Annotated in this window: 24 protein-coding genes and 2 pseudogenes; 13 read left to right on the top strand and 13 right to left on the bottom strand. The window is 69.9% G+C overall.

Going from position 1 to position 23,118, the window contains the following annotated elements; translation table 11 throughout:
- Nucleotides 1-6: 6 nt before the first annotated feature.
- The gene (gene cpaB, locus AKJ13_RS21825) at nucleotides 7-819 is read right to left on the bottom strand and encodes a Flp pilus assembly protein CpaB (protein ID WP_050735252.1); all 813 of its coding nucleotides are present in this window, start codon (nucleotides 817-819) and stop codon (nucleotides 7-9) included.
- Nucleotides 820-1,092: 273 nt separating this feature from the next.
- On the opposite strand from cpaB, the gene AKJ13_RS21820 reads away from it, so the two are divergent.
- On the top strand, nucleotides 1,093-2,331 hold the full coding sequence (locus AKJ13_RS21820) for an ABC transporter substrate-binding protein (protein ID WP_050735251.1): 1,239 nt from the start codon (nucleotides 1,093-1,095) through the stop codon (nucleotides 2,329-2,331).
- A 229-nt stretch (nucleotides 2,332-2,560) separates the two neighbouring features.
- On the opposite strand, the gene AKJ13_RS21815 is transcribed toward AKJ13_RS21820, so the two are convergent.
- The 4 genes from AKJ13_RS21815 to AKJ13_RS21800 form a co-directional block, all read right to left on the bottom strand.
- Nucleotides 2,561-2,842 (bottom strand): type II toxin-antitoxin system YafQ family toxin, encoded by a 282-nt coding sequence (locus AKJ13_RS21815; RefSeq protein ID WP_050735250.1) that lies wholly within the window; start codon nucleotides 2,840-2,842, stop codon nucleotides 2,561-2,563.
- Nucleotides 2,829-3,092, bottom strand: a complete 264-nt coding sequence (locus AKJ13_RS21810) for a type II toxin-antitoxin system RelB/DinJ family antitoxin (RefSeq protein ID WP_050735249.1) — start codon at nucleotides 3,090-3,092, stop codon at nucleotides 2,829-2,831. Before AKJ13_RS21810 ends, AKJ13_RS21815 begins: the two co-directional genes overlap by 14 nt.
- An 85-nt stretch (nucleotides 3,093-3,177) precedes the next feature.
- Nucleotides 3,178-4,341 carry an iron-containing alcohol dehydrogenase gene (locus AKJ13_RS21805; protein WP_007565966.1) on the bottom strand — a complete coding sequence of 388 codons (1,164 nt, stop codon included), beginning with the start codon at nucleotides 4,339-4,341 and terminating at the stop codon, nucleotides 3,178-3,180.
- Nucleotides 4,342-4,429: 88 nt separating this feature from the next.
- The gene (locus AKJ13_RS21800; protein ID WP_050735313.1) at nucleotides 4,430-5,341 is read right to left on the bottom strand and encodes a LysR family transcriptional regulator; all 912 of its coding nucleotides are present in this window, start codon (nucleotides 5,339-5,341) and stop codon (nucleotides 4,430-4,432) included.
- Nucleotides 5,342-5,460: 119 nt separating this feature from the next.
- Here AKJ13_RS21800 and AKJ13_RS21795 point away from each other — a divergent pair, with 119 nt between their 5' ends.
- The 8 genes from AKJ13_RS21795 to AKJ13_RS21760 all read left to right on the top strand — a co-directional run bounded on the left by AKJ13_RS21795 (nucleotide 5,461) and on the right by AKJ13_RS21760 (nucleotide 14,410).
- On the top strand, nucleotides 5,461-6,957 hold the full coding sequence (locus AKJ13_RS21795; RefSeq protein ID WP_050735248.1) for a CoA-acylating methylmalonate-semialdehyde dehydrogenase: 1,497 nt from the start codon (nucleotides 5,461-5,463) through the stop codon (nucleotides 6,955-6,957).
- A 312-nt stretch (nucleotides 6,958-7,269) separates the two neighbouring features.
- Nucleotides 7,270-8,412: an isobutyryl-CoA dehydrogenase gene (locus AKJ13_RS21790; protein ID WP_050735247.1), complete on the top strand. Its 1,143-nt coding sequence runs from the start codon at nucleotides 7,270-7,272 to the stop codon at nucleotides 8,410-8,412.
- Entirely contained in the window at nucleotides 8,412-9,473 is a 1,062-nt protein-coding gene (locus AKJ13_RS21785) for an enoyl-CoA hydratase/isomerase family protein (RefSeq protein WP_050735246.1), read from the top strand. The genes AKJ13_RS21790 and AKJ13_RS21785 overlap by 1 nt, the downstream gene beginning before the upstream one ends.
- Before the next feature lie 186 nt (nucleotides 9,474-9,659).
- Nucleotides 9,660-10,553, top strand: coding sequence for a 3-hydroxyisobutyrate dehydrogenase (gene mmsB, locus AKJ13_RS21780; RefSeq protein ID WP_050735312.1), 894 nt, complete (start codon nucleotides 9,660-9,662; stop codon nucleotides 10,551-10,553).
- A complete protein-coding gene (locus tag AKJ13_RS21775) occupies nucleotides 10,553-11,329 on the top strand; it encodes an enoyl-CoA hydratase (protein WP_050735245.1) in 777 nt (258 codons plus the stop codon). The genes mmsB and AKJ13_RS21775 overlap by 1 nt, the downstream gene beginning before the upstream one ends.
- 15 nt (nucleotides 11,330-11,344) lie before the next feature.
- A complete protein-coding gene (locus AKJ13_RS21770; protein ID WP_050735244.1) occupies nucleotides 11,345-11,782 on the top strand; it encodes a hypothetical protein in 438 nt (145 codons plus the stop codon).
- Between the two features lie 53 nt (nucleotides 11,783-11,835).
- Nucleotides 11,836-13,569, top strand: coding sequence for an AMP-binding protein (locus AKJ13_RS21765; RefSeq protein ID WP_050735243.1), 1,734 nt, complete (start codon nucleotides 11,836-11,838; stop codon nucleotides 13,567-13,569).
- 208 nt (nucleotides 13,570-13,777) lie between these two features.
- On the top strand, nucleotides 13,778-14,410 hold the full coding sequence (locus AKJ13_RS21760; RefSeq protein ID WP_050735242.1) for a transglutaminase-like cysteine peptidase: 633 nt from the start codon (nucleotides 13,778-13,780) through the stop codon (nucleotides 14,408-14,410).
- Nucleotides 14,411-14,774: 364 nt separating this feature from the next.
- Here AKJ13_RS21760 and AKJ13_RS21755 read toward each other — a convergent pair whose 3' ends face one another.
- Entirely contained in the window at nucleotides 14,775-15,032 is a 258-nt protein-coding gene (locus AKJ13_RS21755; RefSeq protein WP_007565945.1) for a hypothetical protein, read from the bottom strand.
- A 319-nt stretch (nucleotides 15,033-15,351) separates the two neighbouring features.
- Here AKJ13_RS21755 and AKJ13_RS21750 point away from each other — a divergent pair, with 319 nt between their 5' ends.
- Nucleotides 15,352-16,059: a transglutaminase-like cysteine peptidase gene (locus AKJ13_RS21750; protein WP_050735241.1), complete on the top strand. Its 708-nt coding sequence runs from the start codon at nucleotides 15,352-15,354 to the stop codon at nucleotides 16,057-16,059.
- A gap of 7 nt (nucleotides 16,060-16,066) precedes the next feature.
- On the opposite strand, the gene AKJ13_RS21745 is transcribed toward AKJ13_RS21750, so the two are convergent.
- From AKJ13_RS21745 to AKJ13_RS21715, 7 genes and pseudogenes are all read right to left on the bottom strand, one after another.
- Nucleotides 16,067-16,396 (bottom strand): hypothetical protein, encoded by a 330-nt coding sequence (locus AKJ13_RS21745; protein ID WP_007565941.1) that lies wholly within the window; start codon nucleotides 16,394-16,396, stop codon nucleotides 16,067-16,069.
- Nucleotides 16,397-16,524: 128 nt separating this feature from the next.
- Nucleotides 16,525-16,740, bottom strand: coding sequence for a DUF3126 family protein (locus AKJ13_RS21740; protein ID WP_007565940.1), 216 nt, complete (start codon nucleotides 16,738-16,740; stop codon nucleotides 16,525-16,527).
- Between the two features lie 91 nt (nucleotides 16,741-16,831).
- On the bottom strand, nucleotides 16,832-17,695 hold the full coding sequence (cysE, locus tag AKJ13_RS21735) for a serine O-acetyltransferase (RefSeq protein WP_050735240.1): 864 nt from the start codon (nucleotides 17,693-17,695) through the stop codon (nucleotides 16,832-16,834).
- A gap of 314 nt (nucleotides 17,696-18,009) precedes the next feature.
- Nucleotides 18,010-18,894: pseudogene (locus AKJ13_RS21730) on the bottom strand (helix-turn-helix transcriptional regulator); the annotation flags it as partial.
- A 336-nt stretch (nucleotides 18,895-19,230) separates the two neighbouring features.
- A complete protein-coding gene (locus tag AKJ13_RS21725; RefSeq protein WP_050735238.1) occupies nucleotides 19,231-20,175 on the bottom strand; it encodes a transglycosylase SLT domain-containing protein in 945 nt (314 codons plus the stop codon).
- Nucleotides 20,176-20,362: 187 nt separating this feature from the next.
- Nucleotides 20,363-21,184: a Cof-type HAD-IIB family hydrolase gene (locus tag AKJ13_RS21720; RefSeq protein ID WP_050735237.1), complete on the bottom strand. Its 822-nt coding sequence runs from the start codon at nucleotides 21,182-21,184 to the stop codon at nucleotides 20,363-20,365.
- Between the two features lie 3 nt (nucleotides 21,185-21,187).
- Entirely contained in the window at nucleotides 21,188-21,763 is a 576-nt protein-coding gene (locus AKJ13_RS21715; RefSeq protein WP_050735311.1) for a gluconokinase, read from the bottom strand.
- Nucleotides 21,764-21,940: 177 nt separating this feature from the next.
- Here AKJ13_RS21715 and AKJ13_RS21710 point away from each other — a divergent pair, with 177 nt between their 5' ends.
- The 3 genes and pseudogenes from AKJ13_RS21710 to AKJ13_RS21700 all read left to right on the top strand — a co-directional run.
- Nucleotides 21,941-22,192: a DUF3072 domain-containing protein gene (locus tag AKJ13_RS21710; protein ID WP_007565930.1), complete on the top strand. Its 252-nt coding sequence runs from the start codon at nucleotides 21,941-21,943 to the stop codon at nucleotides 22,190-22,192.
- Between the two features lie 219 nt (nucleotides 22,193-22,411).
- Nucleotides 22,412-22,642: a hypothetical protein gene (locus tag AKJ13_RS21705; protein WP_050735236.1), complete on the top strand. Its 231-nt coding sequence runs from the start codon at nucleotides 22,412-22,414 to the stop codon at nucleotides 22,640-22,642.
- Nucleotides 22,643-22,869: 227 nt separating this feature from the next.
- A pseudogene (locus AKJ13_RS21700) lies at nucleotides 22,870-23,118 on the top strand (sugar transporter); the annotation flags it as partial.

Genomic DNA, 23,118 nt, shown 5'->3' with positions numbered 1-23,118 from the left:
TGGGGATCACGGCGTCTGCTGCCGCGCGACGCCGAAGCGCACGACGGTCAATCCGGGTTCGGGCATCTGCGCCATCGCGGCATCGACCGGCTGGGCCTCGACCGGTCGCCCCGCATCCGCGAGGCTGCGCAGCGAGAGCGACAGCGAGCCGACCTTCTGGGCGAGCGTCAGGGTCTCCGCCTGGGCGGGGGTGACGGCGAGCGTCGCGGTCTCGCCGGTGACGACGTTGGTGCCGTTCTTCTCCTGGATCAGCTGACCGATCGCGAGGACGCGGATGTCGGTCAGGATGGTCTGGGAGAGCTGAACCTCGCTGTTGTTGGCGCGGGAATTGGCATCGTCCCGGAAGGTGCGGATCACGTCGACGCGGTCGTTGGGCAGGATGAAGCCGCCGGCCGAGTTGGTGCCGCGGCTGTCGGTGACGATGGCGACCGCGCGCATCCCGGCGGGCAGGATCGCGGCCATGAAGCCGCTGTCGGGGCGGACCAGCTTCTGCGCCCGGATCGGCTCGCCCGCGAGGAAGCTCGAGCGCACGGAGGCGCCGACGGTTTCGTCCAGCGCTTTCGCGTTGTCCTTGCGGCTGATGTAGCCCGCCGTCATGGCGCCGTCCGGCCAGGGCTGCCAGCGCAGGTCGGCGGCCCGCAGAACCTGGCCCATCGGCATGTCGGCGGCGGCCACCAGCACCTCGGTCATCGGAGGCGGCGGCAACTCGGCCTTGGGGGCCGGCGGCGGCGGGGGCGGATCGCCACCGCTCATCAGGAACGCCGCCCCGCCGCCCGCTGCGAGGGCGATGCCGAGGACGGCGAGACGGGCTGGATTCATCGCATCGCCACGCGCCGGAGACGGCCGAATTGCCGTCCATCACCAGACCCTGCGCGACCATTCGTGTACTTATGGTTAAGGTATTATAACTGCGCCGGCTGGATACGGTCCGGAAACGGGGCGGTTGCCGGGACGCGTCACAACCGGCGCAATCTCTCAATCTCGACCCAATCCTGGCCGTGGCGCGGGATCCGCACCTGCAATATCCTGCCCCCGAACCCGCGTCAGAATCGGGTGCTCGGATCATCCGGGCAAAACATGCCGGGGAGTGACATGATCAGACGAATTGGCGGTGCGGTGCTGGCCACCGCCCTGGCGGGCACGGTGCTAAGCTCGGGCTCGGCCTCCGCCCAAGGTGCCGCGTCCGGCGCTTTCTCCGGCAACGCCCTGCGCATCGGCGTGCTCAACGACCAGTCCGGCCTCTATGCCGAGTTCGGCGGCCAGGGCTCCATCGAGGCCGCGAAGATGGCGGTGGAGGATTTCGGCGGCAAGGTCGACGGCGTGCCGATCGAGATCCTCTCGGCCGACCACCAGAACAAGCCCGACATCGCCTCGGCCATCGCCCGGCAATGGTACGACCGCGACGGCGTCGACGCGATCATGGAGCTGACCACCTCCTCCGTGGCTTTGGCGGTCCAGGGCCTGTCCAAGGAGAAGAAGAAGATCACGATCACCACGGGGGCGGCTTCCAGCGACCTCACCGGCAAGGCCTGCACGCCCTACGGCTACCACTGGGCCTACGACACGCGCGCGCTCGCGGTCGGCACCGGCGGCGCGCTGACCCGGGCCGGGGGCGACACTTGGTACTTCCTCACCGCCGACTACGCCTTCGGCTCGGCGCTCGAGGCCGATACCAGCCGCGTGGTGCTCGCCAATAACGGCAAGGTGCTGGGCAGCGTCCGCCACCCGCTCTCGAACCAGGACTTCTCCTCGTTCCTGCTGCAGGCGCAGGGCTCGAAGGCCAAGGTGATCGGGCTTGCCAATGCCGGCCTCGACACCTCCAACTCGATCAAGCAGGCGGCCGAATACGGCATCGTCGAGGGCGGCCAGAAGCTCGCGGCGCTGCTGTTCACCCTCTCAGAGGTGCACGGGCTCGGGCTCAAGGTGGCGCAGGGCCTGACGCTCACCGAGGGCTGGTACTGGGACGCCAACGACGAGACCCGGGCCTTCGGGCAGCGCTACATGAAGCGCACCGGCCGCATGCCGAACATGATCCAGGCCGGCACCTACTCGGCGGTCCTGTCCTACCTGAAGGCCGTGAAGGCCGCGGGCACGGACGAGACCGAGGCGGTCAACGCCAAGCTCAAGGCGCTCCCGGTGGACGACGTGTTCGCCCATGGCGGCATCGTCCAGCCGAACGGCCGCATGGTGCACGACATGTACCTGTTCGAGGTCAAGAAGCCGGCCGAGTCGAAGGGCCCCTGGGACCTTTACCGGCAGCTCGCGACCATCCCGGGCAAGGAAGCCTACGCCACCGCGGCCGAGAGCGGCTGCCCGCTGACGGCGAAGTAGAGCGGCTGCTCGAGTATCCCGAGCTTCGGGATACTCGAATCGAAGGCATTCCAAGTGGCGAGGTGAAACTTCGCCAATGAGCTACGCTTCCTGTGGTCGTCATTGCGAGCGCAGCGAAGCAACCCAGTGCAGCGCGCGATCCCGGACCTTGGCGTGTCCCTGGGTCGCTTCGCTACGCTCGCGATGACGGCGGAGATCTGACGGTCGAGCGACGCGATCGGAAACCAGATCAGCCGAAGACCTCGCTGTGGGATCCGAGCCGGGCCAGGCGCAGCGTGTCCGCGCCGGGTTTGCGATAGATCAGCACGAGATCCGGCTTGACGTGACAGTCGCGATAGCCTGCCCAGGTGCCGCTCAGCGCATGATCCCGATGGCGCGCCTCCAGCGGATCATCGCTGGCGATGGCCCGGAGAATGGGTATCAGATCTGCATCGAGGGTCGCGGCATGGCGTCCCTTCGCTTCGCGCTTGTAGTCCCGCTTGAACTGAGCGGAACGCTCAGTCGTCCCCATGCAGGTCGGCCATCAGCGCGTCGACATCGCCGAACCGCTCGCCCTTGCCGGCCTCCAGTTCGGCGATGGCCGCTTGGGTCGCCGCGTTCGGGACCTTGACGGCGAACGGCAGGCGTTGCTCATCCGCGATCCGCACCATCAGCAACCGGATCGCGTCCGAGACCGAAAGCCCCATCGCGTCCAACGCCTTCGTCGCACGCTCCTTGGTGGCGTGGTCGATACGCGCGCGAACGACCGTATCTGCTGGCATGATCGTCGGCTCCTGATGTGGGCCGAATGTAGCTACGCTTGGTAGCGATGGCTAGAGCGTCATACCTGCCGGGTCCCGGTCGGCCTTACGCCGCCCAGACCCGCCGATACAAAGCCTGGATCTCCTCTGCCGTCGGCTCGACCGGGTTGTTGGCCGGGGAGCCGGAGGCCAAAGCCTGGGCGGCCATGGTCGGGAGCAGCGCTTCCCAGCGGGCCGGGTCGATCCCGTATTCCCGGGGACCGGGCACGTCGAGATCGTCGTTGAGGGCTTCGAGTTCCGCCACCAGGGCGTTGACGGCGGCCCGGTCGTCGCCGTCGACGCCGGGGATGCCCATGGCCCGGGCGCAGGCGGCGTAGCGCGCCACCGCGGCGGGGGCCGAGAAGGCGGTGACCACCGGCAGCAGCATCGCGTTCGAGAGCCCATGCGCCACGTGGAAATGCGCGCCGATCGGTCGGCTCATGCCGTGGACCAGCGCCACCGAGGCGTTCGAGAAGGCGATGCCGGCCTGGGTCGCCCCCAGCATCATCGCCTCGCGGGCCGCCCGGTCACTGGGATCGGTCCAGACTCGGCGCAGGTTCGGGGCGATCAGGTGCATCGCCTGGAGGGCGAGCCCGTCCGAGAACAGGTTGGATTTGCGCGAGACATAGGCCTCGATGGCGTGGGTGAGCGCATCGATGCCGGTATCGGCGCTGAGGCGCTTGGGCTTGGTCAGCGTCAGCTCGTAATCGACCAGAGCCGCCACCGGCAGGTAGGCCAGGCCGATGCAGAGCATCTTCTCGTCCGAGGCCTCGTCGGTGACGATGGTGAAGCGGGTCGCCTCCGAGCCGGTGCCGGCCGTGGTGGGGATCGCGACGATCGGCAGGCCGGGCTCATCCTGCAGGCGTGGCGCCTTGTAGTCGCGCATGTGGCCGCCGTGGCGGGCGAGAACCGCCACCGCCTTGGCGGTGTCCATCGGGCTGCCGCCGCCGAAGCCGACCACGCAGTCGAACTCGCCGGCCTGGAGCGCGGCCAGCGCCGCCTCCACGGAGGCGACGGTCGGGTCCGGCACGGTCTCGGAGAAGATTGTTCCGCGGGCGCCCGCGCTGTTGAGCCGTTCGAGCAATGTGTCGGTGCGGCCGCTGCTGACCAGATACGGGTCGGTGACCACGAAGGGGCGCGACAGGCCGAGCTGGCCCAGGATCTCCGGCAGCAGCCGCGAGGCGCCGGCGCCGATGCGCATCAGCCGGGGCAGGGCGATCGAGGCGACCATCTGTTGATCCTCCCACCCGGCGCTTTGTCTCGTCGGCCGGTCTCCGCCGATCTTAGGCCACGGCGCCGGCCCGCGAAACCGCCGCCGCTTACACCGCCGGCCCGGCGAACAGCGCGCCCGCCGCCTCTACCTCGCCGGCGATGAAGCCCGCCACCGCCCGGATATGGGCGGCCTTCCGGTGATCCTCGTGGATGTGCATGTGGAACGAGCGCGTCAGCGACACCGCCCCGGGCAGGACCGGCGCCAGCCCGGGATGGGCCGCCGCGATGAAGGCCGGCAGGATGCACAGGCCGGCGCCGTTCAGCGTCGCGTGGACCTGGGCAAGCAGGTTGGTCGAGCGCAGTCGCGCGGAGACCGCGGGCTCCAGCGCGCCGAGATAGTTCAGCTCGCGCGCGAACAGCATGTCCTCGATATAGCCGACGAAGGGATGCGCCGTGAGGTCCGAGACGGCGGCGATCGGCGCCGCCGCGGCGAGGTAGGCTTCGGCCCCGTAGACGAACAGCCGGTAATCGATGAGCCGGCGCGCCACCACCCGCGCCTGCTGCGGGGTCGAGAGGCCGATGACGATGTCGGCCTCGCGCTTCGACAGGCTGAAGATTCGGGCGGTCGCCATGATCTCGACCTCCAGGCCCGGATGGCGCTCGGTCAGCCGGTGCATCCGCGAGGCGAGGAACACGCTGCCGAACCCGTCCGGGGCGCCGATCCGCACCGTGCCGGAGACGGATTGCGCGCCGGCCTGCGCGGCGGCGCTGGCCGACAGGAAGGCGCTCTCCATGGTCTCGGCCACGGCCAGCAGGTTGGCGCCGTCCTCGGTGAGCGCGTAGCCGAGGTTGCTGCGGTGGAACAGCCGGGCGCCGAGCCCCTCCTCCAGGGCGCGGATCCGGCGCCCGACCGTGGTGTGCTCGGTGCCGGTACGCGCCGCGGCGGCGCTCAGGGTGCCGGTGCGCGCCACCGCCAGGAAGAAGCGCAGGTCGTCCCAGTTGCGCCCGGTCCGGCTCATGATCGCAAACCCGCTGTGCATCGATGCACGGCGGCTGTAAGCGCATCCGGCTTTATCGTTCAAGCGATCCTGTTAGGCTGCGCCAAAACCAACTCGATAACGACAACAGGGAGGCGCTCATGCGCACAATCGGACACTTCATCGGCGGCCGTCTCGTCGGCGGCGAGAGCGGGCGATTCGCCGACGTGTTCCACCCCTCGACCGGCGAGGTCCAGGCCCAGGTCGCGCTGGCCAGCAAGGCCGAGATTCGCGCCGCGGTGGAGAACGCTGCGGCAGCCCAGCCGGCCTGGGCCGCCACCAATCCGCAGAAGCGCGCCCGGGTGATGATGCGCTTCCTCGAGCTCATCCGCGGCGAGAACGACGCCCTGGCCGAGCTCCTCGCCTCCGAGCACGGCAAGACCGTGCCGGACGCCAAGGGCGACATTCAGCGCGGCGTCGAGGTGGTCGAGTTCGCCTGCGGCATCCCGCACCTGCTCAAGGGCGAGTACACCGAGGGCGCCGGGCCCGGGATCGACGTCTATTCCCTGCGCCAGCCGCTCGGCGTGGTCGCCGGCATCACGCCGTTCAACTTCCCGGCCATGATCCCGCTTTGGAAATGCGCCCCGGCGATCGCCTGCGGCAACGCCTTCATCCTGAAGCCGTCCGAGCGCGACCCGAGCGTGCCGCTGCGCATCGCCGAGATCTTCCTGGAGGCCGGCCTGCCGCCGGGCATCCTCAACGTCGTCAACGGCGACAAGGAAGCGGTCGACGCGATCCTCGACGACGAGGACATCAAGGCGGTGGGCTTCGTCGGCTCCTCGCAGATCGCCGAGTACATCTACGTGCGTGCCGCCCAGACGGGGAAGCGCGCCCAGTGCTTCGGCGGCGCCAAGAACCACATGATCATCATGCCCGACGCCGATATGGGCCAGGCGGTCGATGCGCTGATCGGCGCCGGCTACGGCTCGGCCGGCGAGCGCTGCATGGCGATCTCGGTGGCGGTGCCGGTGGGCGAGGCCACGGCCGACCGGCTGATGGAGAAGCTGATCCCGCGGGTCGAGTCGCTCAAGATCGGCCCGTCGCATGACGGCTCGGCCGATTACGGCCCGCTGGTCACCGCCGAGGCGGTCCGGAAGGTCGCGGGCTATATCGACCAGGGTGTCGCCGAGGGCGCGCATCTCGCCGTCGACGGCCGCGGCTTCAAGCTCCAGGGCTACGAGAACGGCTTCTACATGGGCGGCTCGCTGTTCGACCGCGTGACCCCCGATATGACCATCTACCAGGAAGAGATTTTTGGGCCCGTCCTCTCGGTGGTGCGGGCCCAGAACTACGAGGAGGCGCTCGCGCTGCCCTCGACCCATCAATACGGCAACGGCGTCGCGATCTTCACCCAGGACGGCGACGCGGCCCGCGACTTCACCGCCCGGGTGAATGTCGGCATGGTCGGCGTCAACGTGCCGATCCCGGTGCCGATCGCCTACCACACCTTCGGCGGCTGGAAGCGCTCCGGCTTCGGCGACCTGAACCAGCACGGGCCGGACTCGATCCGCTTCTACACCAAGACCAAGACCGTCACGCAGCGCTGGCCGAGCGGCATCAAGAGCGGGGCGGAGTTCTCCATCCCGACGATGCGGTAGGGGCCCCCTCGTTGCGAGGGGCCGTGCAGCAGGCCCTCTGGGAAATCTTGCGGCCTCTCAGATGTCTTCTGCAGTCCGTGACTGGGGCGACTCAAGCATCGGGTCTTTCCGGGGCGCCGCAGGCGAGCCCGGAATCCAGAGCCGCCGACGGTGCAAGAGTTCGCCCAACCGGCGGATCTGGATCCCGGGCTCCGCTTCGCGGCCCCGGGATGGCGGGGGATGCTTGGGCGTCTGTGCAGGGCTCAAGCTCTTGCGATAGCCCTTCCCCGCACAGGGGCAGGGGCCATGTTCTGATCTATTGGAGCTACGCCCATGAGTTTCGGGCTCGATGAGGATCGGACCGCGATCCGCGACATGGCGCTCGGCTTCGCGGCCGAGCATATCGCGCCGCACGCTCTCGACTGGGACCGGGACAAGACCTTCCCTGTGGAGACCCTGCGGGCGGCCGCGGCGCTCGGCATGGCCGGCATCTACGTGCGCGAGGATGTCGGCGGCTCGGGCCTGTCGCGGCTCGACGCCGCGCTGATCTTCGAGGCGCTGAGCACCGGCTGCCCGACCGTGGCGGCGTTCCTATCGATCCACAACATGTGCGCCTGGATGATCGACGCCTACGGCGATGCGGACCAGCGCCAGTGCTGGATCCCCGCCCTGATGGGCATGGAGACGATCGCCAGTTACTGCCTGACCGAGCCGGGCTCGGGCTCCGACGCTGCGGCTTTGCGCACCCGCGCCGAGCGGGACGGCGACCATTACGTGCTGACCGGCGAGAAACAGTTCATCTCCGGCGCCGGCGTCAGCGACCTCTACGTCTGCATGGTCCGCACCGGCGCGGCGGGGCCGAAGGGCATCTCGGCGATCGTGGTCGAGAAGGGGACGCCCGGCCTCTCCTTCGGCGCGGAAGAGCGCAAGATGGGCTGGAACGCGCAGCCGACCCGCTCCGTGCGGTTCGACGGCTGCCGCGTGCCGGTGGCGAACCGCCTGGGCGAGGAGGGCCAGGGCTTCCGCATCGCCATGAGCGGCCTCGACGGCGGCCGGCTCAACATCGCCGCCTGCGCGCTGGGCGGTGCCCAATCGGCTCTCGACAAGACGCTGGCCTATATGAGCGACCGGCGCGCCTTCGGGTCCCGGCTCAGCGACTTCCAGGCGCTCCAGTTCCGGCTGGCCGACATGGCGACCGCCCTAGAGGTGTCGCGCACCTTCCTGCGCCACGCCGCGTCGGCGCTCGACGCCAAGGACCCGGCGGCCACGCAGCTCTGCGCTATGGCCAAGCGCCACGTCACCGACGCCGCCTTCGAGGTCGCCAACCAGGCCCTGCAGCTCCACGGCGGCTATGGCTATCTCACCGAGTACGGGATCGAGAAGATCGTCCGCGACCTGCGCGTGCACCAGATCCTCGAGGGCACCAATGAGATCATGCGGGTGATCATCGCCCGCGCGCTGACCGGGGGACGCTGATGGCGGATGTGATCGTCGAGCGCGTCGGCGCCCTGGGTCGCCTGCGCCTCGACCGGCCCAAGGCCCTGAACGCCCTGACCCACGGCATGGTCCAGGAGATCGACGCGGCCCTGAACCAGTTCTCGGCCGATCCCGGCCTCGCCGCGGTGCTGCTCACCGGCGAGGGCGAGCGCGGCCTCTGCGCCGGCGGCGACCTGCGCGGCCTGTACGACAATTCCGGCACCGCCTTCGCCGAAACCTTCTGGCGGGACGAGTACCGGCTGGATTCCCGGATCGCGGCTTACGAAAAACCGTTCGTGGCGGTGATGGACGGCATCACCATGGGCGGCGGCGTGGGCCTGGCCGGGCATGCCGCCCACCGGGTCGTCACCGAGCGCTCCCGCGTCGCCATGCCGGAGACCGGCATCGGCTACCTGCCGGATGTCGGTGGCACCTGGCTGCTGCCGCGCGCGCCCGGCCAGGTCGGCACCTATCTCGGCCTCACCGGCGAGCCGGTCGGCGCCGCCGACGCGCTCTATTGCGGGCTCGCCGACGTGATGGTGCCGTCCCAGGCGCTGCCGGACCTGATCGACGCACTGTCGGCGCTGCCGCCCGATGCCGGGGATGCCGGCGTGCGGGAGGCGATCGACCGATTGGCGTGCGATCCCGGCGCGCCGCCCCTGGTACAGCATCGCGAGACCATCGATCGCTGCTTCGCCTTCGACATGATCGACGAGATCCTGTCCGCTCTGGCGGCGGACGGCTCCGATTTCGCTGCGGCGACCCGCAAGACGCTGCTGACGAAATCCCCGTCGAGCCTGGTCCTGACCCTGTGCCTGCTGCGCCTCGGCCGGCGCTCGCCCAACCTCGAAGCCTGCCTGGAGCGCGAGTTCCACGCCTCGCTGGCGCTGCTGGAGGAGGGCGATTTCCGCGAGGGCATCCGGGCGGCGGTGATCGACAAGGACAAGAGCCCGCGCTGGAACCCGCCGAGCCTCGACGCGGTCGACCCGGCCCGGATCGCCCGCTGGCTCGAGACGCAGGCGGAGCCGGTTTTTTCGCAAGCCCGTACGGGGCCGGTGTGATGTGAGCGGCGTCTCCCGACAACGCCCTCATCCTGAGGTGCCCGGCGATCCATAGGATCGGCGGGCCTCGAAGGAGCCCTCCAGTCGCCGTGCGATCCCTGGAGCCCTCCTTCGAGGCGGCTTCGCCGCACCTCAAGATGAGGGGATGGTTGGGAGGGGCACAAACAAGCGAATGGGAGGGGTATGATGGCACAGACCATCGGGTTCATCGGTCTCGGCAACATGGGCGGCCCCATGGCCGCCAACCTCGTGAAGGCGGGGCATGCCGTGCGCGGGTTCGACCTGGCGCCGGCCTCCCTGGAGGCGGCCCGGGCCGCGGGCGTCGCGGTGACGGGCTCGGCCCTGGAGGCGGCCGAGGGCGCTGAGGTGGTGGTCACCATGCTGCCCGCCGGACGGCACGTGGTCGAGGTCTGGACCCAGCTCGTCGAAGCGCTGCATGCCGGCACCCTGCTGATCGATTCCTCGACCGTGGATGTCGAGTCTTCGCGCAAGGCCCACGGCCTCGCCGAGGCGAGGGGCTGTCTGTCGGTCGATGCGCCGGTCTCCGGCGGGACCGGTGGCGCCAAGGCCGGGACGCTGACCTTCATGGCCGGCGGCACCGAGGCGGCCTTCGGACGCGCCGAGCCCCTGCTGAAGGCCATGGGCAAGAACGTGTTCCATTGCGGCGCGGCCGGGGCCGGGCAGGCGGCCAAGATCTGCAACAACATGATCCTCGGGATCTCGATGATCGGCGTCAGCGAGGCCTTCGCGCTGGGCGAGAAGCTCGGCCTGTCGCATCAAGCGCTCTACGACGTCGCCTCGGTCTCCTCGGGCCAGTGCTGGTCGCTCACCACCTACTGCCCGGTGCCGGGCCCGGTGCCGACCTCGCCGGCCAATTCCGGCTACAAGCCGGGTTTCGCCGCCGCGCTGATGCTCAAGGACCTCCGGCTGGCACAGGCCGCCGCCCTCGCCTCGGGGGCTTCGACGCCGCTCGGCGCCGAGGCCGCGCAGATTTACGGGCTGTTCGAGGGCCTCGGCCACGGGGGAGAGGACTTTTCCGCGATCATCCGTATGCTTCGCGGCCCAGGGAGTGAGTCGTGATGGATGCGTACGAGACGATCCTGACGGAGACGCGCGGGCGCGTCCTGCTGATCACCCTGAACCGCCCGCAGGCGCTCAACGCCATCAACGCGCAGCTCACCCGCGAGGTGATCCAGGCGGCGACCGAGGCGGATGCCGATCCGGGGATCGGCTGCATCGTCATCACCGGCTCGGCCAAGGCCTTCGCGGCCGGGGCCGACATCAAGGAGATGCAGCACGCGACCTACGCCGAGATGTATGCCGGCGACCGCTTCGCCGACTGGGAGCGGTTCACGGGGGTGCGCACGCCTATCATCGCCGCGGTGGCGGGCTACGCGCTCGGCGGCGGCTGCGAGCTCGCCATGATGTGCGACTTCATCCTGGCCGCCGACACGGCGCAGTTCGGCCAGCCCGAGATCAAGCTCGGCGTCATGCCGGGGATCGGCGGCAGCCAGCGGCTCACCCGCTTCGTCGGCAAGTCGAAGGCCATGGAAATGTGCCTGACCGGCCGGATGATGGATTCCGCCGAGGCGGAGCGCGCCGGCCTGGTCTCCCGGGTGATCCCGGCGGACCAGCTTCTCGACGCGGCGCTGAAGGCCGCCGAGACCATCGCGTCCATGTCGCTGCCGATCGCCATGATGACCAAGGAGGCGGTCAACCGCTCCTACGAGACCACCCTCGCCGAGGGCGTGCGCTTCGAGCGCCGGGTCTTCCACGCGATGTTCGCCACACAGGACCAGAAGGAGGGCATGGCCGCCTTCGTGGAGAAGCGACCGGCCCGGTTCGAGAACACCTGAGCTGGGGCATGGGCGATGGCCGTCCTGGACCGCGATAGCGAAGCCCGCTTCGAGATGACCTTTCCGCGCGCGATCGTGGCTCAGAAGGCGCGCGAGCGGGAGGAGACCATCAACGAGCCTCTCGTCACGCTGCTGGCCTTCGCCGTGGCCCCGGACACGCGTGCGGTCTGGCGCAAGGAATTGCTCCGCCACCTCCGGTTCCTGGCGGCTTTGCGGGTCAAGCCCGGCGCGAGCCTCGTCCCGGCCCGGGACGGGTGGACCTGGCTCTATGCCGACCCATTCGAGAACAACGAGACCGGCGACACCGCCGGCCTGATCGGGCTCAACGCCGACGACTTCCCCCGCAACGGCCGCGCGGTGGAGGCGATCGCCGACGAGATCCGCCATTTCCACGCCGGCATGGTGCAGCGCCTCGCGCGCGGCGCGGCCGGCGTGGATCTGATTCCCGCCTGAGGGCGGGATGGGCCGGGTCTTCCGGCCGGACAAGAACGACGGGGGGAACGACCATGCCCAGCTTCCGGGAGGCCCGCGATCTGCTGCTGGCCCATCGCACAGACTACGCGGCGGCGGTTTCGGCCTTCACCTGGCCGGAGCCGGTGCCGTTCAACTGGGCGCTCGACTGGTTCGACGCCGAGCTCGCCGGCCCGGAGAGCTGCGACCGCACCGCGCTCCACATCGTCGAGGCCGCCAGCGGCGCCGAGCAGAGCCTGACCTTCGGGCAGATGGCGCGCCGGTCCAACCAGGTCGCCAACCACCTGCGCGGGCTCGGGCTGACGCGCGGCGACCACCTGCTCCTGCTGCTCGGCAACGTCCCGGCCCTGTGGGAGACCATGCTGGCGGCGATGAAGCTCGGGGCCGTGGTCATCCCGGCCACCACGCTGCTCACCGCGGACGAGCTCGGCGACCGCCTGGCCCGCGGCCGGCCCCGGGCGATCGTCGCCGGCCCGGAGCAACTCGGGCGCTTCTCCGGCCTCGAGACCGGCGGCGCGATCCGCATCGTCACCGGCGCGGCGACGGAGGGCTGGAGCGCCTACGACGACGCGTTCGGCGCCTCCGAGACCTTCATGCCCGACGGGCCGACCGCGGCCGTCGACCCGCTGCTCCTCTACTTCACTTCCGGCACGACCGCGAAGCCGAAGCTGGTGCGCCACAGCCATCGCTCCTATCCTGTGGGGGCGCTCTCGACCATGTACTGGCTCGGGCTGCAGCCCGGGGACGTGCATTGCAACGTGTCCTCGCCCGGATGGGCCAAGCACGCTTGGTCGTCGTTCTTCGCCCCCTGGAATGCCGGCGCGACCATCCTGGTGATCAACCAGGCGCCGTTCAACGCGGCGGCGCTGCTCACGCAGCTGGAGCGCACCCGTGCCACCACCCTCTGCGCGCCGCCCACGGTCTGGCGGATGATCATCCAGGAGAACCTGACCGGCCGGACGCTGGCTCTGCGCGAGGTCTGCGCCGCCGGCGAGCCGCTGAATCCCGAGGTGATCGAGCGCGTGAAGGACGCCTGGGGCGTCACGATCCGCGACGGCTACGGCCAGACCGAGACCACGGCCCTGATGGCCAACACGCCCGGCCAGCCGGTGGTGCCCGGCGCCCTCGGCCGGCCGCTGCCGGGCTACCGCGTGCGCGTGCTCGACGCCGACGGCGAGCCGGCCAGCGAGGGCGAGGTCTGCCTGGAACTCGGCGCCCACCGCCCCGCCGGCCTGATGCAGGGCTATGACGATGGCAGCGGCAACCTGTCGGGCGCGGACGGCGCGCTCTACCACACCGGCGACGTCGCCTTCGTGGACGATCAGGGCTGCTACACCTTCGTCGGCCGCGCCGACGACGTGTTCAAGTCGTCAGGCTACCGGATCAGCCCGTTCGAGCTGGAGAGCGTGCTGATCGAGCATCCGGCGGTGGCCGAAGCCGCGGTGGTGCCGATCCCCGATCCGATGCGCCACACGATCCCGAAGGCCTATGTCTCGCTGGTGGCCGGCGCCTCGGCCGGCCCCGAGACGGCGCTCGACATCTTCCGCTTCACCAATGCGCGGCTGGCGACGTTCAAGCGCCTGCGCGGCCTCGAATTCGTCACCGAACTGCCCAAGACCATCTCGGGCAAGATCCGCCGGGTCCAGCTGCGCCGCCTGGAGCATGACGGCGTGACCGAGGATCCGCACCGGGGCCGGGCCTACACGCAGTCGGATTTCCCCGAGCTGAAGGGCGAGACGGAGCGCAAGCTCGACCAGACGGCGGGCTGATGCGGACGGCCAGGGACCCGTAAGGCGCCCTCAAGGTTTCCGGTTTCCGAACCGGAAGCCGCGGATTTGCCGGGGTTCCCAAGCCCCCCGTCGACGTTGTCGCGCTAGACGCCACCGCCATCGGCGAATCGATAAAATTGCGCCGATCCGCTTCAGCGCCGCGGAGGCTCTGCGGCGCAATCCTGTCCTCAACAACGAGGACGGTTCGATGGGCGCGGGGCTTCTCAAGACGGTTCGGGTGACGCTCGCCGGCGCGCTGGCGCTGCTCGGCCTCGCGGCGACCGCCAAGGCCCAGACCCTGGCGAGCCTGCCGACCGAGGTCGGCGCCAAGGTGCGCGGCGATGCCCGCCCGATCGCGGCTTGGGTGACGTTCTGCCAGGCCTACGCGGCGGAATGCGCGGTGGACCGGAGCGAGCCGGCCCACATCAGCCTGACTCCGGCGATCTGGGCGACGATCGTCTCGGTCAACCGCCGGGTGAACAAGTCGGTCGAGCCGAAGACCGACATGGAGCATCTGCACGTCGCCGACCGCTGGGACCTCGCCGAGGACGGCATCGGCGATTGCGAGGATTTCCAGCTGCTCAAGCGCCACCTGCTGGCCGAGGCCGGCCTGCCCCGCCGGGCGATGCGGATGACCGTGGTCATCGACGAGAAGGGCGAGGGCCACGCGGTGCTGACCCTGATCACCGACCGCGGCGACCTGATCCTCGACAACAAGACCAACGTGATCGAGGCCTGGCACAAGACCGGCTACGTGTTCATCAAGCGCGAGAGCCAGGACGCCACGGCCTGGGTTTCCCTCGGCGGCGTCACCTCGCCGGTCACCACCGCCAACCGCTGATCCGGTCCTCGATCTCCAACCGATCACGGTTTTCGAGAAGGCTCAGCCCTTTTGCGGGCTTGGGATGGGGGAGACGCATCGCAAAGCGATCCTCCCACCATAGCAGCCTCCAACCTGTCATCCCGGGGCGCCGAAGGCGAGACCGGGATCCAGAGCCGCCGACGGCGCAAGATCCTGATGTCACGGTGGTTCTGGATCCCGGGCTCCGCCGCGCGGCCCCGGGATGACGGGACTGGTGTCAGGACAGCCTTCGCGAAGGCCGCGCGTCGTCGCGCAGGCGGGACAGTGAACTGCCCGCCGCCTCCCCCAAAACCTCGAAAGGTTCAGGCTCCGGACTTTGAAACCTTGATTCTGCGAGGCCTGTTCAGGCGGCACGGCTCAGCGAGGGCTGCGCGAGGTTCGCCACAAAGGTCTCGACCCGGCCGATGAAGCCGGCGAGGTGAGGGGCGATGCCCCGGAGGCTGGCGAGGTCGCGGACCAGGATGTCGCGCGACAGGGCGCGGTCGCCCTCGGTGGGCGACCCGGCGAGATAGGCTTCCACGGCGTGCTCGGCGATGCCGATTGCACCGGCCCGACCATCCTCGGCGAGCGCTCTGATCACCTGCTGGATGGCGGGCTGCATCGTGAAATCCTTCTCTGGCCTGAGGCGATCCCGCGCGGGGATGGCCGGGTTCTTGCGAAACGATCGATCCACCCGCGAATCCACGCGTGGGCATCCCCTGTCTCAAGCCGGCAAAGCTGGTTCGAATCAAGCTCTTCCGTGAGATGGCAGGGCGGCCATTCCGCCAGCGCATATGCCGAGCGGGAGCAACGCGGATGCAACACCTCTTTAAAGCGGAACCGATGCGGGGCCTCGGGCGTTTCTTCCGCCCTTCATGGCATTGTGCGTCGCACGCCCGCGTGTCACCTTCCCGTCATCATCGGTCGATGGGGCGTGATCCATGCGGCACGCGGATGGTGGGATTCCGGCTCTCGCGCTCCTGGCGCCGCACTGGCGCGGATGGGCCACGCCGCTGCGCCGAGCCCGGCAGGCCGCGAGCCTCGCCCTGGTCGGCACGATCCTGATGCTGGGCGGCGCCAACACCCACGCCCATGCCCGCTTGACCCTGCCCGATGGGGCGCCGGCCCACGAAGCCAACGGCCCGATCAGCCCGATCGCCGGCTGGACCGCGTTCTGCGAACGTATGCCCGAGGAATGCGCGCTCGATGTCGCGGAGCCCGCGGTGATCCCGCTGACCGTGGCGGTGTGGCGGACGCTGCGGAGTGTCAATCACCGGGTCAACACCCGCATCCGGCCGATCACCGACCAAGCGCATTGGGGCGTCGTCGACCGCTGGGACTTTCCCGATGACGGGTTCGGCGATTGCGAGGATTACCAGCTGCTCAAGCGCCGGATGCTGGCTGAACGCGGCCTGCCCCGGCGGGCCCTGCTAATGACCGTCGTGATCGACGAGACCAGTGCCGGCCACGCGGTGCTGACGGTGCGCACCGACCACGGCGACTTCATCCTCGACAACAAGACCGACGCGATCCGCCCGTGGCGGCGCACCGGCTACAGCTTCATCAAGCGCGCGGGTCAGGACGGCCAGGCCTGGGTTTCCCTCGAGGGCCGGGACGGCGCCGCCCAGGTGGCGACCGCGGAGCCCTGATGAGATGTCAGGCGCCGACCAGCATCGCCGCGAGGTCGAGGGCCACACGGCCCGAGAGCAGGCCCCAGCCGCAGGCGATGACGGTGGCCAGCATCACGAACGGCATCGGGCGGCCCTCGATCTTGCGGCCGCGCAGGGTGTTGCGCAGGATGATGAACGGGGCCGAGAAGGCCAGCATCGGCAGGGCTGCCACCGCCGGCAGGCCGCCCCGCTCCAGCAGGCTGAAGCTCGCGCGGCGCGCGGCGAACAGCTCGAACGCGCTGGCGATCAGCCCCGAGAGCGCCAGACCGATGCACAAGGTCCGAATGGATTCGAGGGCGGCGGGCGTGAGGACCATTATTCGCGCTCCAAAAAAGGTTGGGCGCAGTTTAGCCACACGATTTACCGGTTGTTAAGCAATCACGCGGGTTAGCCTTAACCCGTGCACAGGCGCGGGCCGGCGGAACCCGGCCCGCGATGGAGGCGTCAGGCTTCTTCCTCGAGGTCGATGTCGAGGATCGCCATGCGGAAGACGAAGGAATCGTCGCCATCCTCCTTGTCGTCGGCGATGACGCCGATCGACTCCTCGCCGATGAACACCTCGGCGGAATCGCCGGTCTTCATCGCGGTCAGGCGGATGTTGTTGTTGGCGAACTTGCGGCGCAGGTAGTCCTGCAGCTTCGCGGTCTCGGCTTTGGTCACGCTGTCTGGCCTCCCCTGTCGGCGCTGACGCCCGGATCGGCGGAGGGCTTGCCACGCCCACGGCGGAGCGGCAAGCGCGGTCGCGTCGGGGTCAGATCCCGTCGCCCACATGGATGAACTGGTCGAGGGCGACCAGCTGATCCATCGCGCGGGCCGGATCGTCGCAGCCCGCGGTGCCGACGACCCGCGCCGGGACGCCCACCACCGTGGTGTTGGCCGGGACGGGCCGCAGCACCACCGAGCCCGCCGCCACCCGGGCGCAGGCACCGACCTCGATATTGCCGAGGATCTTGGCGCCGGCGCCGATCATCACGCCGCGGCGGATCTTGGGATGCCGGTCGCCGCGCTGCTTTCCGGTGCCGCCCAGCGTCACCGCGTGGAGGATCGACACGTCGTCCTCGATCACCGCGGTCGAGCCGACCACCAGGCCGGTGGCGTGGTCGAGGAACACGCCCCGGCCGATGCGGGCGGCCGGGTGGATGTCGCACTGGAACACCTCGGAGACCCGGCTCTGCAGGTAGAGCGCGAGGTCACGCCGACCCCGGGTCCAGACGTGGTGGGCGAGGCGATAGGCCTGGAGCGCGTGGAAGCCCTTGAAATACAGGACCGGCTCCAGCGCTCGCAGGGTCGCGGGATCCCGGTCGATCACCGCGCCGATATCGGCCCGGAACGCCTGCCCGATGGCGGGATCGGCGCCGATCGCCTCGTGGAACGCGTGGGCGACGAGCTCGGCCGGCAGCGACGGATGGCCCAGCCGCGCCGCGACCCGGTGGGCCACCGCGCCCTCGAGGGTGGCGTGGTTGAGGATCGTCGCGACGATGAAGGAGGCGAGTTGCGGCTCGGTGCGCAGCACGTCCTCGGCCTCGGCGCGCAGCCGCGACCAGACCGGATCGCAGACCGAGAGGTCAGCCGAATCGTGGTTGAAGGCCGGGCTGAAGGCTGGACTGGCGCTCATGGACGATGGCTCATGATCGAGTTGTCGGGCTCGCACCGCGCTGTTCCGAAGACGGGTCCGGCCGGCGCTGCAGCAAAGCTCCGACGCAGCCGCCAGCGAGGTGAAGGACCCCGCCGTCGCGGATCATCCTAGCACATCGCCCTACACGCGAAGCCATGCGCGAGGCGCTTGATCTCATGCATCGTGCGTTCCGTAGCCCGGCTGGCCCCGTCGGGATGAGGCCTTAGCGTGGTGCACCGCACTGCGGCGATCAAGGGCATCGGGACCGCCGGGAATGCCGCACCGGCGGCGCTGTCACCGGTTCCGGGCGCGGTTCAGCTCGCGACCGCCGTCTCGCCGAACCGCGCCTCGATCGCCGTCGTGAGCCGATCGACCATGGTCTGGAGCGGGATGTCGGAGGTGTCGACCGTGGCCGAGGCCCGAGCGTAGAGCGGTTCCCGACTCGCCAGCACGGCGCGCAGTTCCTGCATCGCCGAGGCATGATCGCCCGTGGTGGCCAAGTGGCCCTGCTCGCGAACCCGGCTCATATGCTCCTCCGGGCGGGCGCGGAGCCAGATCGTGTAGAACGCCTGGAGCAGCAGGTCGTAGGTCAGCGGTTCGGCCACGATGCCGCCGCTGGTCGCCAGGATCAGCGGGCCCGGATGCTCGGTGAGGCGGCGCAGGGCCGCCTGCTCCAGCCGGCGGTAGCCCTCCTGGCCGTAGATCGCGAAGATCTCCTGGACCGACAGGGCGTTCTCGCGCTCGATCTCGGCATTGAGTTCGACGAAGGTCCAGCCCAGCCGCTCCGCGGCGAGCTTGCCCAGGGTCGACTTGCCGGCGCCGCGCAGGCCGATCAGCGCCACGCGCAGGCGGCCGCTCGATTCCGGGCGGCTGCCGCCGGACAGGGCTTCCTTGGCGGCGGCGATCTGGGCCGGCGTCGCCTGGCCGAGCAGGTCGCGCACCACCGGCCAGTCGGGCAGGCCGTCATTGCCGGTGATCAGGTCGTCGAGGCGCACGCCCATGGCGTTGGCGACCCGCCGGAGCAGGATAATGGACACGTTGCCCTGGCCGCCCTCGAGCTGCGCGATGTAGCGCTCGGACAGGCCCGAGGTTTGGGACAGGACCTTGCGCGACAGGCCGCGCACGGTGCGGGCGTGCCTGACGCGGCGCCCGAGATCCGTGAGAAAGAGTGATTCCTGTTCCAACACGCCGGTCATGGCGTCGTCCGCTTTCCTGCCAGCCCGAAAGCAGAGTGCTTGCCCTGCATGTCTGCCACTTCAAGATGAATTCTGCTTCGCAACCTGGGATCGAGCGGGTGCTTGCCCGACCGTTCGTGCGAAGCCTGGCGAGTCCTGCCCTGAAATCTGTATTGCGCCGCCTGTGTCCGGCCGCCTCGACCGATTGACGGACCGTTGCGGCGGCGATCCAACCCTGTTGCTGGCGTGGCGCCTATGTGTTGCGGAACGGCCCGGTGGTCAAGCCTTGAGCAGGATCCTCGTGTGGGCAGATGTTGGACAAGCGGTGGTTGTCCGATAGCCCATCTGCCGCCTGCGGCATCACTCGACGGGAATCGCCGTGGCCTCGCGGACCGGCGCAGTCGCGGGGGCCCGGCGCGGCGCGGCGGCGGCGAGCAGCTGGATCGACGGCCGGCGCGGCGGCAGCGGCACCTCGACGGTTTCGGAGATCGGGGCGGCCGCCTGCGTCATCGCGGCCGCCTCCGGCTGCGACGTCAGGCGCAGCTCGGCGAGCTGGGCCGGTGCGGCCTCCGCGACGGCGGTGCCGAGGCCGGCCGGGCGACGCGGCGGCAGCGGCACCTCCACGGTCTCGACCGCGGCACTCTGCACGGCGGCGCTCGGCGCCGGGCTCGTGGAGACGGGCTCGACGGAAAGGCTCGCATAATCGACCGCCGCGCCGAGGGCGGCGGGACGCCGGGGCGGCAGCGGCACCTCGACCGTCTCGGTCGGCGCGGCGGCCACCGTGGTGGCGGTGGGCGCGTAGGCCAGGGCTGACGAGGCGGCGCCGGAATCCGTGACGCCGCCGCTGAACAGGCTGGCCAGGGCGCTGGCCGAGGCCGCCACGGGGGCCACCACCGAGGCGACCTCGCTGGAGATGCCCCGGCGCTTGGCGGCGTAGTAATAGCCGCGGTTGTAGTACTGGTAAGCCTGGCTGACGTTGCCCTGCGCGGTGCGATAGGCCCCCGCCAGATAGGCGACGCCGTAGCGCAGGTTGGTCGCCGGGTCGAGGAGCCCGGCGGCGTCACCGGTATAGCCGAGGCTGCGCGCCGTCGCGTGCTTGATCTGCATCAGGCCGAGGGCGCTGCCACCCTTGGCGTTCGGGTTGTAGTTGCTCTCGCGCTTGACCACCGCGTGGACGAAGCTCGCCGGGACACCGTTCGCCTTGGCCTGCTGCTCGATCAGCGCGTCGATGTTGTCGCGCGGGGCCTGCCCGAAGGCGGCGGCGGGCGCGACCGCGAGAGCGGCAGCCAGGAGAAGGCGATGCATTCCGAGACCCGGTCCTGCTTGTTCTGTGGTCAAGCTAGGTCGCGGGGAAATGAGGCCGGAAAGCGGCCCGGATTCGGCAGCCTGTGGGCGACCGCCGCCTGGGGCGGGTCTGTGCCTCGCCGGCCACAGGCGCGCGCCGTCGGTTAACCATCCCGGTTATCCACAGGACGCTGCGAGGTCGGGCCCATCAGGGCAGGATGAATCGGGCGACCCCGTGGGCGAAGCCGTCGGCGTCGTTGCTCTCCGTAACGGTGCTGGCTGCGGCCTTCACGGCATCCTCGGCATTGCCCATCGCCACCGAGAAGCCGCTGTGGGCGAACATCGGACGGTCGTTTCCGGCATCCCCGAAGGTCGCGATCCGCTCGGACGGGATGTCGAGATGGCGGCTCATCCAGGTCACGAACTGTCCCTTGTCGAGGCCGGGCGGCGTCACGTCGAGGTAATAGGCCTGGGAGCGGTGCACCGTGGCCCGCTCGGCGAGGGCGGCGCCGATCCGCGCCTCGCAGGTGGCGAGATGGGTGTGATCGCGGCTGACCCCGACGATCTTCGAGGCCTTGCCCATGAGCGTGCCGAGATCGGCGACCACGCGGGGCTCGGCGCCGATCGTCCGGCGCTCGAGGTCGGTGTAGGGGCCGTCCGGCTCGCGCAGGAACCAAGCCCCCTCGGCGAAGACCCAGGCGGCGAGGCCCTCGGCCTCGAGGCGCTGCAAGGCCTCGCGGGCGGCGGCCTCCGGGATCAGCCGCTCCTCGATTGTCGAGAGGTCGGGCCGGACCACGCTGGCGCCGTTGAAGGCCCCCATCGGCAGGTCGAGCGCGAGTTCGGCAGCGAGGGCCCTCAGGCCGACCGGCGGGCGCGCCGACGCGATGCTGAACCCGATCCCGGCCGCCCGCAGCCGCTTCACCGCCGCGATGGTCGAGGCGGCGAGACTCTTGTCGTCGGTCACCAGCGTGCCGTCGACGTCGGAAATCACCAGGGCGATCCCCGAGGCTTTGCGCGATCCCGCATCCATGGCTCAGGTCCTTCCGGTGGTGGTGCAGGGTTCTTCGGCGAGCTGCGCCACGACGCGATCGGCGATCGCGTCCGGCGGTTCATCGATCCCCACGACGATCGGGCGCTCATCGGGGCCGGGGGCCTCGAGGGTCGCGAACTGGCTGTCGAGCAGGCGGGGCGACATGAAATGGCGGTGGCGCTCGGTGAGGCGCTTGGCGATCAGCGCCCTTTCGCCCTCGAGATAGACGATGCGCACGCGCCGGCTCCCGCGGGTGAGCACGTCCCGGTATGCCCGGCGCAGGGCCGAGCAGACCACCACCCCGGATTCCCCGGCCTCGAGCCGGTGCTGGATCCAGGTTGCGATCCGGGCGAGCCACGGTGCGCGGTCCTCGTCGTCGAGGGCGTGGCCCGCATGCATCTTCGCGATGTGTTCGGGGGTGTGGAAGCTGTCGCCGTCGACGAAGATCCAGCCGAGCCGTTCGGCGATCAGCGCGCCGAGCGTGCTCTTGCCGGAGCCCGAGACCCCCATCACCACGAGCACCTGCGCCGTGCGGGCGGCCGCGCCCGCCTCTTCAGGAATCCGCCTCTCCGAGGTCATCCGGACCACCGTGTTCAGGTGCGCAACCGTGCGCCAGCGCCTCATCAATAGGATCGGGGACCGGGAAGAAAAGGTTTCTGGGGAACACCGGGCAGCCCCCCAACATCGCCCGGAACCCCGGGCGAGGGCGCCGCGTTCTCGATGGCGAAGACGGAACATTTCAGGAACGGAAATCCCATGGCCAAGGCAGCCGACAAGCACGACACCACCCAGGAGAACCCGAAGACCGATCCGAAGGACGTGTCGAACCAGATCAAGGATCCGGATCAGTGGACCACCGGCGGCGAGCCGATGACCGGGGCGCAGGCCTCGTATCTCAAGACCCTGTCGGAGGAGGCCAAGGAGCCGGAGGCGTTCGACGCTGATCTCGACAAGGCCGAGGCCTCCAAGCGGATCGACGACCTGCGGCACAAGGCCGGCCACGCCTGAATTGTCTCCAGGGTCTCGCCGTTCGGCGGGCCCCGGTGCGACGCTGATGCATCCGCGAGGGTCGGGACCTGTCCGGGTTCCGGCCCTTCGCCGTTTTGGGTCCGGGCGCCGCATGCGCCGTGTTTCGGAGATTGCATTAAGGCGGCGGCAATGGGACCGGGCTAGACTTAAAGCCAGCGCGTAAGGGCCGGCCGGACGCGGCGGATGTCGGAGTCACGGATGGGCGAGCCGAGCCGCGACAGGTCAGGGGCGGATGCCGGACGATCCCGCCTCCGCGCGACCGGCCGGGCCCGGGGGTTCGCCCGCGACGCGAACGGCTCCACGGCGATGGAATACGCGCTGATCGGCGCGCTGATCTTCATCGTCGCGGCCGGAAGCATCCGCTATTACGGCTCCCGGATGATCCCGATCTACAACCAGATCAGCGCCACCGTCACGCAAGCCGAGTGATTGCAGCCATCCGAGGCCGCCTCGATCGGTCGCTGCAGCGTCGCGTCGGCGGGCCGTTTGCCGAACGCACCGGGCACGTTTCCCCGAGTCGCCTCGAAAAAGCTGTGCTTAGCGAGGATGAAACCGTCCTCTCGCCCGTCGCGGGCGAAGTGTGGCCCACCCGCTACGGACACCCTAGCCGCTATGGGCTAGGCACGGGCTCGGCAAAACCGATGGGCAACATCTGGATGCGCAAACTCCCCCTCGCTCTGCTCGCCATGACGGCGATCTCGGGCTGCACGTATCTGCCCGCGGCGGGACCGACGGCGAGCGCGATCGAGGCGGGCGCGGAAGTCGCGACGGCCGACGGCGGCGTGCTCGCGCGCTACGAGATCATCGACGTCACCCCGGCCGTGGTCGAGGCCCTGCGCGGACGCCCGCTCGACAGCCTGCTCGCCTCCTTCGGCGACCACCGCCCCTCCACCGAGCCGGTGATC

This window comes from Methylobacterium sp. ARG-1 (assembly GCF_001262595.1).
Taxonomy (GTDB): Bacteria; Pseudomonadota; Alphaproteobacteria; order Rhizobiales; family Beijerinckiaceae; genus Methylobacterium; species Methylobacterium brachiatum.
This window is presented reverse-complemented; position numbering and strand designations above follow the sequence as displayed.

What these genes read in the sequence shown, in the direction of transcription:
- mmsB (WP_050735312.1), top strand. Translation starts at nt 9,660, where the DNA reads ATGGCACAGACCATCGGGTTCATCGGTCTCGGCAACATGGGCGGCCCC.
- cpaB (WP_050735252.1), bottom strand. Translation starts at nt 819, where the DNA reads ATGAATCCAGCCCGTCTCGCCGTCCTCGGCATCGCCCTCGCAGCGGGC.
- AKJ13_RS21820 (WP_050735251.1), top strand. Translation starts at nt 1,093, where the DNA reads ATGATCAGACGAATTGGCGGTGCGGTGCTGGCCACCGCCCTGGCGGGC.
- AKJ13_RS21810 (WP_050735249.1), bottom strand. Translation starts at nt 3,092, where the DNA reads ATGCCAGCAGATACGGTCGTTCGCGCGCGTATCGACCACGCCACCAAG.
- AKJ13_RS21710 (WP_007565930.1), top strand. Translation starts at nt 21,941, where the DNA reads ATGGCCAAGGCAGCCGACAAGCACGACACCACCCAGGAGAACCCGAAG.
- AKJ13_RS21775 (WP_050735245.1), top strand. Translation starts at nt 10,553, where the DNA reads ATGGATGCGTACGAGACGATCCTGACGGAGACGCGCGGGCGCGTCCTG.
- AKJ13_RS21755 (WP_007565945.1), bottom strand. Translation starts at nt 15,032, where the DNA reads ATGCAGCCCGCCATCCAGCAGGTGATCAGAGCGCTCGCCGAGGATGGT.
- AKJ13_RS21765 (WP_050735243.1), top strand. Translation starts at nt 11,836, where the DNA reads ATGCCCAGCTTCCGGGAGGCCCGCGATCTGCTGCTGGCCCATCGCACA.
- AKJ13_RS21795 (WP_050735248.1), top strand. Translation starts at nt 5,461, where the DNA reads ATGCGCACAATCGGACACTTCATCGGCGGCCGTCTCGTCGGCGGCGAG.
- AKJ13_RS21805 (WP_007565966.1), bottom strand. Translation starts at nt 4,341, where the DNA reads ATGGTCGCCTCGATCGCCCTGCCCCGGCTGATGCGCATCGGCGCCGGC.
- AKJ13_RS21800 (WP_050735313.1), bottom strand. Translation starts at nt 5,341, where the DNA reads ATGAGCCGGACCGGGCGCAACTGGGACGACCTGCGCTTCTTCCTGGCG.
- AKJ13_RS21790 (WP_050735247.1), top strand. Translation starts at nt 7,270, where the DNA reads ATGAGTTTCGGGCTCGATGAGGATCGGACCGCGATCCGCGACATGGCG.
- AKJ13_RS21770 (WP_050735244.1), top strand. Translation starts at nt 11,345, where the DNA reads ATGGCCGTCCTGGACCGCGATAGCGAAGCCCGCTTCGAGATGACCTTT.
- AKJ13_RS21745 (WP_007565941.1), bottom strand. Translation starts at nt 16,396, where the DNA reads ATGGTCCTCACGCCCGCCGCCCTCGAATCCATTCGGACCTTGTGCATC.
- cysE (WP_050735240.1), bottom strand. Translation starts at nt 17,695, where the DNA reads ATGAGCGCCAGTCCAGCCTTCAGCCCGGCCTTCAACCACGATTCGGCT.
- AKJ13_RS21785 (WP_050735246.1), top strand. Translation starts at nt 8,412, where the DNA reads ATGGCGGATGTGATCGTCGAGCGCGTCGGCGCCCTGGGTCGCCTGCGC.
- AKJ13_RS21815 (WP_050735250.1), bottom strand. Translation starts at nt 2,842, where the DNA reads ATGGGGACGACTGAGCGTTCCGCTCAGTTCAAGCGGGACTACAAGCGC.
- AKJ13_RS21750 (WP_050735241.1), top strand. Translation starts at nt 15,352, where the DNA reads ATGCGGCACGCGGATGGTGGGATTCCGGCTCTCGCGCTCCTGGCGCCG.
- AKJ13_RS21705 (WP_050735236.1), top strand. Translation starts at nt 22,412, where the DNA reads ATGGGCGAGCCGAGCCGCGACAGGTCAGGGGCGGATGCCGGACGATCC.
- AKJ13_RS21725 (WP_050735238.1), bottom strand. Translation starts at nt 20,175, where the DNA reads ATGCATCGCCTTCTCCTGGCTGCCGCTCTCGCGGTCGCGCCCGCCGCC.
- AKJ13_RS21760 (WP_050735242.1), top strand. Translation starts at nt 13,778, where the DNA reads ATGGGCGCGGGGCTTCTCAAGACGGTTCGGGTGACGCTCGCCGGCGCG.
- AKJ13_RS21715 (WP_050735311.1), bottom strand. Translation starts at nt 21,763, where the DNA reads ATGACCTCGGAGAGGCGGATTCCTGAAGAGGCGGGCGCGGCCGCCCGC.
- AKJ13_RS21720 (WP_050735237.1), bottom strand. Translation starts at nt 21,184, where the DNA reads ATGGATGCGGGATCGCGCAAAGCCTCGGGGATCGCCCTGGTGATTTCC.